Here is a 6,316-nt window from a genome sequence, read left to right as displayed (position 1 = left end):
CTAGATTGCCGGGACAAGCCCGGCAATGACAAAAAATTGGGGTTCCGCCGACTTTTCGGTCAGGCTCCGAAGACCGGCACACCGAATAAGGCCTTCGCCCCGGACGGAAGGAAGAGCCGGCCGGAACGCGCGCGATCCCAGGAAGGCCTGTCGCATTCGGCATCGTCCCTGTCGTGACAGGCCATGTTCAGGCACCGCTCTGCCCTAACATCGTCGTCGTCGGCAACTCTCCTTGAGTTGCCTGGGAGGAAGCCCCGTGAATACCGACGTCATCATTTCCTGTGCCATCACCGGAGCCGGCGATACCGTCGGCAGGCACCCCGCCATCCCCGTCACGCCCAAGCAGATCGCCGACTCGGCCATCGAGGCGGCCAAGGCCGGCGCTGCCATCGCCCATCTGCATGTCCGCGATCCCGAGACCGGTAAGGCCGGGCGCAAGCTCGAGCACTATCGCGAGGCGGTGGCGCGTATCCGCGATTCGGGCGTCGACGTCGTCATCAACCTCACCGCCGGCATGGGCGGCGACTTCTTCTTCGATCCGCAGAACCCGCGCACCGGCGGCCACGGCACCGACATCGCGAATGCCGCCGAGCGTGTGGCCCATGTCGAGGAACTGCGCCCGGAGATCTGCACGCTCGATTGCGGCTCGCTGAATTTCGGCGACGGCCTGTTCATGGCCACCGGCGACCTCCTGCGCGAGATGGCCGAGCGCATCCAGGCCGTGGGCGTCAAGCCCGAGATCGAATGCTTCGAACTCGGCCATATCTGGCTCGCCAAGGACCTGATCAAGCGCGGCCTGATCGATGCCCCGCCGATGTTCCAGCTTTGCCTCGGCATTCCCTGGGGCGCGGAAGCCACCACCGAGACCATGGTCGCCATGCGTAACCATTTACCGGCGGGCGCGAACTGGGCCGCCTTCGCCATCGGCCGCATGCAGATGCCCTTCGTGGCGCAATCGATGCTGCTGGGCGGTAATGTGCGCGTGGGCCTGGAAGACAATATCTGGCTCGACCGCGGCGTTCACGCCAGCAATGAATCGCTGACCATGCGAGCCAAGGAAGTCGTCGAGCGCCTGGGCGGCCGCACCCTGACACCGGCCGAGGCCCGCGACAAGCTTGGTTTGAAGAAGCAGAAGTAAGGACTGGCTTCCGGGTGCACGGGCATCCTGCCCGTTCTTGCAACGTGACGCTTGAAGTGAGGAAGAACGGGCAGGATGCTCGTGCACCCGGAGCGCAATCCCATGTCCCGTCTCACCACGCCCAATGAAGGCAAGCCCTTTGCGGGCTGGGATTGGTCCAAGCCGATCCCGGCGCCGCTGGCCTTTCACCGTACGCCGGTGATCGAGGCCTGGACCGACTATAACGACCATATGACCGAGAGCGCCTTCCTCCTGGTCTTCGGCGATTCCTCTGACTGCTTCTTCCGCTATATCGGCATCGACGAAGCCTATCGGGAGGCGGGCCAGTCGATCTACACCATGGAAACGCGCATCCATAACCGGCGCGAGGCCCATATCGGCGATCCCTTGGCGCTGACCCTGCAGCTCATCGACCGCGATGCCAAGCGCCTGCACATATTCCACACCATGACGAGCGAGGCCGATGGCGCCGTGCTAGCCACCGCCGAGCAGATCCTCGTCCATGTCGACATGCAGGCGGGCCGCTCCTCGCCCTTCCCGCCCGATCTCGCCGAACGCATCGCGGCCATCGCCGCCGTTCATGCCGTATTGCCCCTGCCGCCGACGGTGGGCGTGCCGCTCGGGCTGAGGAAGAAGTAGCGCGGGATTGGGGGGCGATGGCGTTGGAGACTGCCGCTCAGCGTTTGGTGCGGCTTTACAGCCATCGCTAGGCCTGCAGAGCCGCCTTGTTCTCCAGCACCAGCAATTCCTCGAAATGCTCCATGTCGTTGAAGCTGCAGAAGGCGGGCGGGCGCAGCTCCAGCACCGGCGCCTCGCGCTGAAGCAGAGCAAGGCTTTCGTCCAGCACGCTCTGCCAGGCCTCCAGGCGCCCATCCGCCAGCCATTCGACCGGGTAGGACAGCGTGATGTGGAAGCGATAACGCTCATGATCGGGATGGCGATAGCCGAACACCTCGGCAAGCGCGTCGCGCCAGGCCCCGAGCAGGTCTCTGTCCTCGGGCGTCGCGCCCTCGACCACCACCTCGGCCGGAGCCACGTCCACCGCATGCACCCTGAACGGCGCGGGGGGCCGGAAGTTCGCCAGCCGCTCGCGATAGAGCCGCGTCATGACATCGATCGACGTGCTGGCGAGTTGATCCTGCGGCCAATACGGCCAATGGCGCCTGTATTCGATGATGCCCTGGAACAGGGTCATGTGCAGGCTGGCGGCCGGCGTGAAGGCGAGGCTGCCCGCATCCGGCATCGCCACCAGGCGTTCGCGCATCGCCACCAGGGCCCGCTCGGTGGCCGTATCGGGCACGACATGGCAGACCACCGTATTGCCGGGCTCGAGCAGGAAGCGGCCCTCCCAGTCATAGCGCGTGCCGAGATGGCGCGGCCTGGTACGATTGGCGCCGGCGGCGAATTGCTGGAGGGAAGGCTTGATGGAAGCGGGCGACATGTCTCTCTCTGACGACAAAACAAGAGGGAGGGCAAGTTAGCTGCATCCCTTGACCTCTCGATGAAACGCCACGGCCTCCCGCGATGAGAGATATTACGTACATTACGCAATTGACTGCAGCCCCCAAGCTCCTCTCAAAAACAAAAGCCGGGCGCGAAGGCCCGGCTTTGAAATAGGGGAGAGAGATGCGAAGCCTCAGGACTTCGGCAGGTCGATCGGCTTGTCGCTTTGCGAGTTGAGGTAAAGCAGCACGTCGGCGCGATCCTGCGGCTTGGGCAGGCCGACGAAGGTCATCTTCGTGCCCTTGATGAAGGCCTGTGGACCCTTGATGAAATGGTAGAAATCGTCGGCCGACCAGGTCTCTTTCTTGTCGTGCAATGCCTTGACGGCGTCCGAATAGGCGAAGTCGTCCTTGTGGCCCTTCGGACCGCCGATCACGCCAAACAGATTGGGGCCGACGCCGTTCTTGCCGCCCTTGTCGTCGGTGTGGCAGGCGGCACACTTCTTGAAGATGGCAGCGCCGCGGTCGGCCGAGGCCTTGGCAAGCACTTCCGCCAACGGCGGATCCTGCGCGGCGGCGGGGGCGCCGGCCGCGGCTGGCGTCGCGTCGGGCAGTTCATAGCCCGCTTTGGCAGGCTTTTCAGACTTGAAATATTCCCCGGAGACGATGCCGAGACCCAAGGAGAGCATCAGAGTGCCGAGGATCGCACCGGCAATCTTGTTCAATTCAAACGACGACGACGAGCTCATCCCCGGCTCCAACTAGAAAACACCCTTGGCTTGCGGGCGAACGCTGCCAACTTGTTATTGCCTTGCATACGCGCGCCTGTAGCGCTGTCGCGCGGCAAACCCCACAAGTTCGTCTATCCGGTTTGACCGGTAGTTTGCAACTCGTATAAATCGCGCGCACTTGCTACTTTTCGCCGCCCCGCTACAAGAGGCGGCCTTCTCCGAGCTGGAACGCCTTGTCCAATCCCCTCATTCTCATTCCCTCGCGCCTGGCCTCGACGCGCCTGCCCAACAAGCCGCTCGCCCTCATCGGCGGCGAGGCGATGATCGTGCATGTCTGGCGCCGGGCGTGCGATTCGCGCCTGGGCCGGGTCGCCGTCGCCACCGATACTGCCGAGATCGCCGATGTCGTCAGGGCCGCCGGCGGCGAGGCGGTGATGACGCGCGGCGACCATCCCTCGGGTTCCGACCGCATCCATGAGGCGATGATGACGCTCGATCCGGACGGGCGTCACGACATCATCATCAATGTGCAGGGCGACCTGCCCACCATCGAGCCGGAATCGATCCGCGCCGTATTCGGCCCGCTCGCCAACAAGGCTGTGGATATCGCCACCCTCACCGCGGTGATCCGGCGCGAGGAGGAGAAGACCAATTCCGCCGTCGTGAAGGTGGTGGGCACGCCGATCGAGCCGGGCCTCTTGCGCGCGCTCTATTTCACCCGCGCCACCGCGCCCTGGGGCGAGGGGCCGCTCTATCACCATATCGGCCTCTATGCCTATCGCCGGGTAGCGCTGCAGCGCTTCGTCAGCCTGCCGCCCTCGACGCTGGAACAGCGCGAGAAGCTCGAACAGCTGCGCGCGCTCGAAGCCGGCATGCGCATCGATGCCGCCGTGGTGGAGGGCGTGCCGCTCGGCGTCGACACGCAGGAAGAACTCGACCGTGCCCGCGCTATCCTGGCCCGCAAGATCCCCGAAAGCCGTATCGTATGACCGTGTCTGAGATGAAAGTCGCGTTCCAGGGCGAACCTGGCGCCAATTCCCATATCGCCTGCGTGAACGTCTATCCCGAGGCCGAGCCGCTGCCCTGCCCGACCTTCGAGGATGCCTTCAACGCCGTGTCCTCGGGCGAGGCGGATCTCGCCATGATCCCGATCGAGAATTCGGTGGCAGGGCGCGTGGCCGACATCCACTATCTCCTGCCGACCTCGGACCTGCACATCATCGGCGAATATTTCCTGCCCATCCATCACCAGCTGATGGCGATCCCGAGGGCGAGCCTCGACACCGTCAGCACCGTGCACAGCCATCCGCAGGCGCTCGGCCAATGCCGCAACACCATGCGCAAGCTCGGCCTTAAGCCCGTGACCGAGAGCGACACCGCCGGCGCCGCCCGCCTGGTGCGCGACTGGCAGGACCCGACCACGGCGGCCCTCGCTTCCCCGCTCGCCGCCGAGATCTACGGCCTCAAGATCCTGCAGGCCGATGTCGAGGACGAGCCCCACAACACCACCCGCTTCGTCATCCTCTCCAAGGACCCCGAATGGGTGCCGGTTGGACAGGGCCCGACGGTGACCTCGCTGATCTTCACGGTGCGCAACCTGCCGGCCGCCCTCTACAAGGCGATGGGCGGCTTTGCCACCAACGGCATCAACATGACCAAGCTCGAAAGCTACATGGTCGGCGGCCACTTCTCGGCCACGCAGTTCTACGCCGAGGTGGACGGCCATCCCGAGGAGAAGAACCTCAAGCGCGCGCTGGAGGAGTTGGGCTTCTTCTCGACCAAGATGCGCATCTTCGGGGTGTTCCCGGCGAGCCCGGACCGGGATGACCACCAGCCGCCGGCGGAGTGAGCCCCCCGGGATCGCAGGCGTCTCGCTTGCCAGCGCTTACTTCGCAAGAGGGGGCGCTTTGGTGTGCCGGTCTTCAGACCGGCATCTTGCAACCAAGGTCGAGGGCATGCCGGTCTGAAGACCGGCACACCGATCGCGGCCTGCGCGCTGGCCAGAAACAGAGCAGGCTGGAAGCCTGCGATCCCGGGAATCCTACGCCACCACGGTGCCGCCCTTTTCCGCGAATTCCTTGAGCAAATGATGCGCGATCGCCAGCGGCTTGGGGGCGTTGAAGCCCTCGGGATGGTTCTCGGCCAGCATCTCAATCACCTCGGCTTGCGTGAACCAGCGCGCGTCTTCCAGCTCCTTGATGTCCACGGTGATGTCGGCGGCCACGGCCCGTGCGAAGCAGCCGATCATCAGCGATGAGGGGAAGGGCCAGGGCTGCGAGGCGAAGTAGCGCACATGGGAGCAGGCGATGCCCGATTCCTCGTGAATCTCGCGGCGTACCGCGTCCTCGATGGTCTCGCCGGGCTCGAGGAAGCCGGCAAGGGCCGAATACATCTTCTCGGGGAAGCGGGTCTGCCGGCCCATCAGGCAGCGGTCGCCATCGATGGCCAGCATGATCACCACCGGGTCGACGCGCGGGAAATGCTGGGTCGAGCAATTGGGGCAGTCGCGCCGCCAGCCGCCGCTGGTCGCCCTCGCCTCATGGCCGCAATTGGCACAGAAACGGTGGCGCTGGTGCCAGTCGAGCACTTCCTTGGCGGTCGCGAGCTCGCCCAGAATGCCGGGCGCCACCAGGCCGCGCATGGCGAGAGCACGCAGGTCCACCGCCTCGATATCGCTGCGCCAGGCCAGCTCGTCCGTCAGCGCCTTGTCGAAGGCCCAGGCGAAAACGGCGCTGCCATCGGGCTGCACGCCAAGGAATACACTTTGCCGGCTATCTTTGAAGGATTCGATCTCTTCCCGATTGAAAAGCGCCTCATGCGCGCCCTCCTGCAATCGCAACAATGGTGTATCCCCGGCGAAAGCCAGGAAGCGGCTGGAGGAATGAGCGAGCTTTTCGGCGATGAAATCGGTATCCTCGCGCTGCCCGGAGACCCGATCCAACGGGTTGACGGAATAGCCGATGGCGGCGGAACGATCGAACAATGTGTGCAATGTCATGACTTTT

7 protein-coding genes are annotated in these 6,316 nt (G+C 64.6%); 4 read left to right on the top strand and 3 right to left on the bottom strand.

Annotated elements, in window-relative coordinates:
* The first annotated feature begins 256 nt into the window (after positions 1-256).
* Together QQL24_RS19315 and QQL24_RS19310 are read left to right on the top strand one after the other, a co-directional pair.
* Positions 257-1,138: a beta-keto acid cleavage family enzyme gene (locus tag QQL24_RS19315; RefSeq protein WP_284313931.1), complete on the top strand. Its 882-nt coding sequence runs from the start codon at positions 257-259 to the stop codon at positions 1,136-1,138.
* 102 nt (positions 1,139-1,240) lie between these two features.
* Positions 1,241-1,777: a thioesterase family protein gene (locus QQL24_RS19310; protein ID WP_284313930.1), complete on the top strand. Its 537-nt coding sequence runs from the start codon at positions 1,241-1,243 to the stop codon at positions 1,775-1,777.
* Positions 1,778-1,844: 67 nt separating this feature from the next.
* On the opposite strand, the gene QQL24_RS19305 is transcribed toward QQL24_RS19310, so the two are convergent.
* Positions 1,845-2,579: a DUF1868 domain-containing protein gene (locus tag QQL24_RS19305; protein ID WP_284313929.1), complete on the bottom strand. Its 735-nt coding sequence runs from the start codon at positions 2,577-2,579 to the stop codon at positions 1,845-1,847.
* Between the two features lie 195 nt (positions 2,580-2,774).
* Complete coding sequence (locus tag QQL24_RS19300) at positions 2,775-3,329, bottom strand: c-type cytochrome (RefSeq protein WP_284313928.1); 555 nt, start codon at positions 3,327-3,329, stop codon at positions 2,775-2,777.
* 215 nt (positions 3,330-3,544) lie between these two features.
* Here QQL24_RS19300 and QQL24_RS19295 point away from each other — a divergent pair, with 215 nt between their 5' ends.
* Positions 3,545-4,300, top strand: coding sequence for a 3-deoxy-manno-octulosonate cytidylyltransferase (locus tag QQL24_RS19295; RefSeq protein ID WP_284313927.1), 756 nt, complete (start codon positions 3,545-3,547; stop codon positions 4,298-4,300).
* Positions 4,301-4,302: 2 nt separating this feature from the next.
* On the top strand, positions 4,303-5,160 hold the full coding sequence (locus QQL24_RS19290; RefSeq protein ID WP_284313933.1) for a prephenate dehydratase: 858 nt from the start codon (positions 4,303-4,305) through the stop codon (positions 5,158-5,160).
* A 192-nt stretch (positions 5,161-5,352) separates the two neighbouring features.
* Here QQL24_RS19290 and nudC read toward each other — a convergent pair whose 3' ends face one another.
* Complete coding sequence (nudC, locus tag QQL24_RS19285; RefSeq protein WP_284313926.1) at positions 5,353-6,309, bottom strand: NAD(+) diphosphatase; 957 nt, start codon at positions 6,307-6,309, stop codon at positions 5,353-5,355.
* Positions 6,310-6,316 lie beyond the last annotated feature (7 nt).

Origin of the sequence: Labrys miyagiensis (genome assembly GCF_030160835.1) — a bacterium.
Classification (GTDB): Bacteria; Pseudomonadota; Alphaproteobacteria; order Rhizobiales; family Labraceae; genus Labrys; species Labrys miyagiensis.
This window is presented reverse-complemented; position numbering and strand designations above follow the sequence as displayed.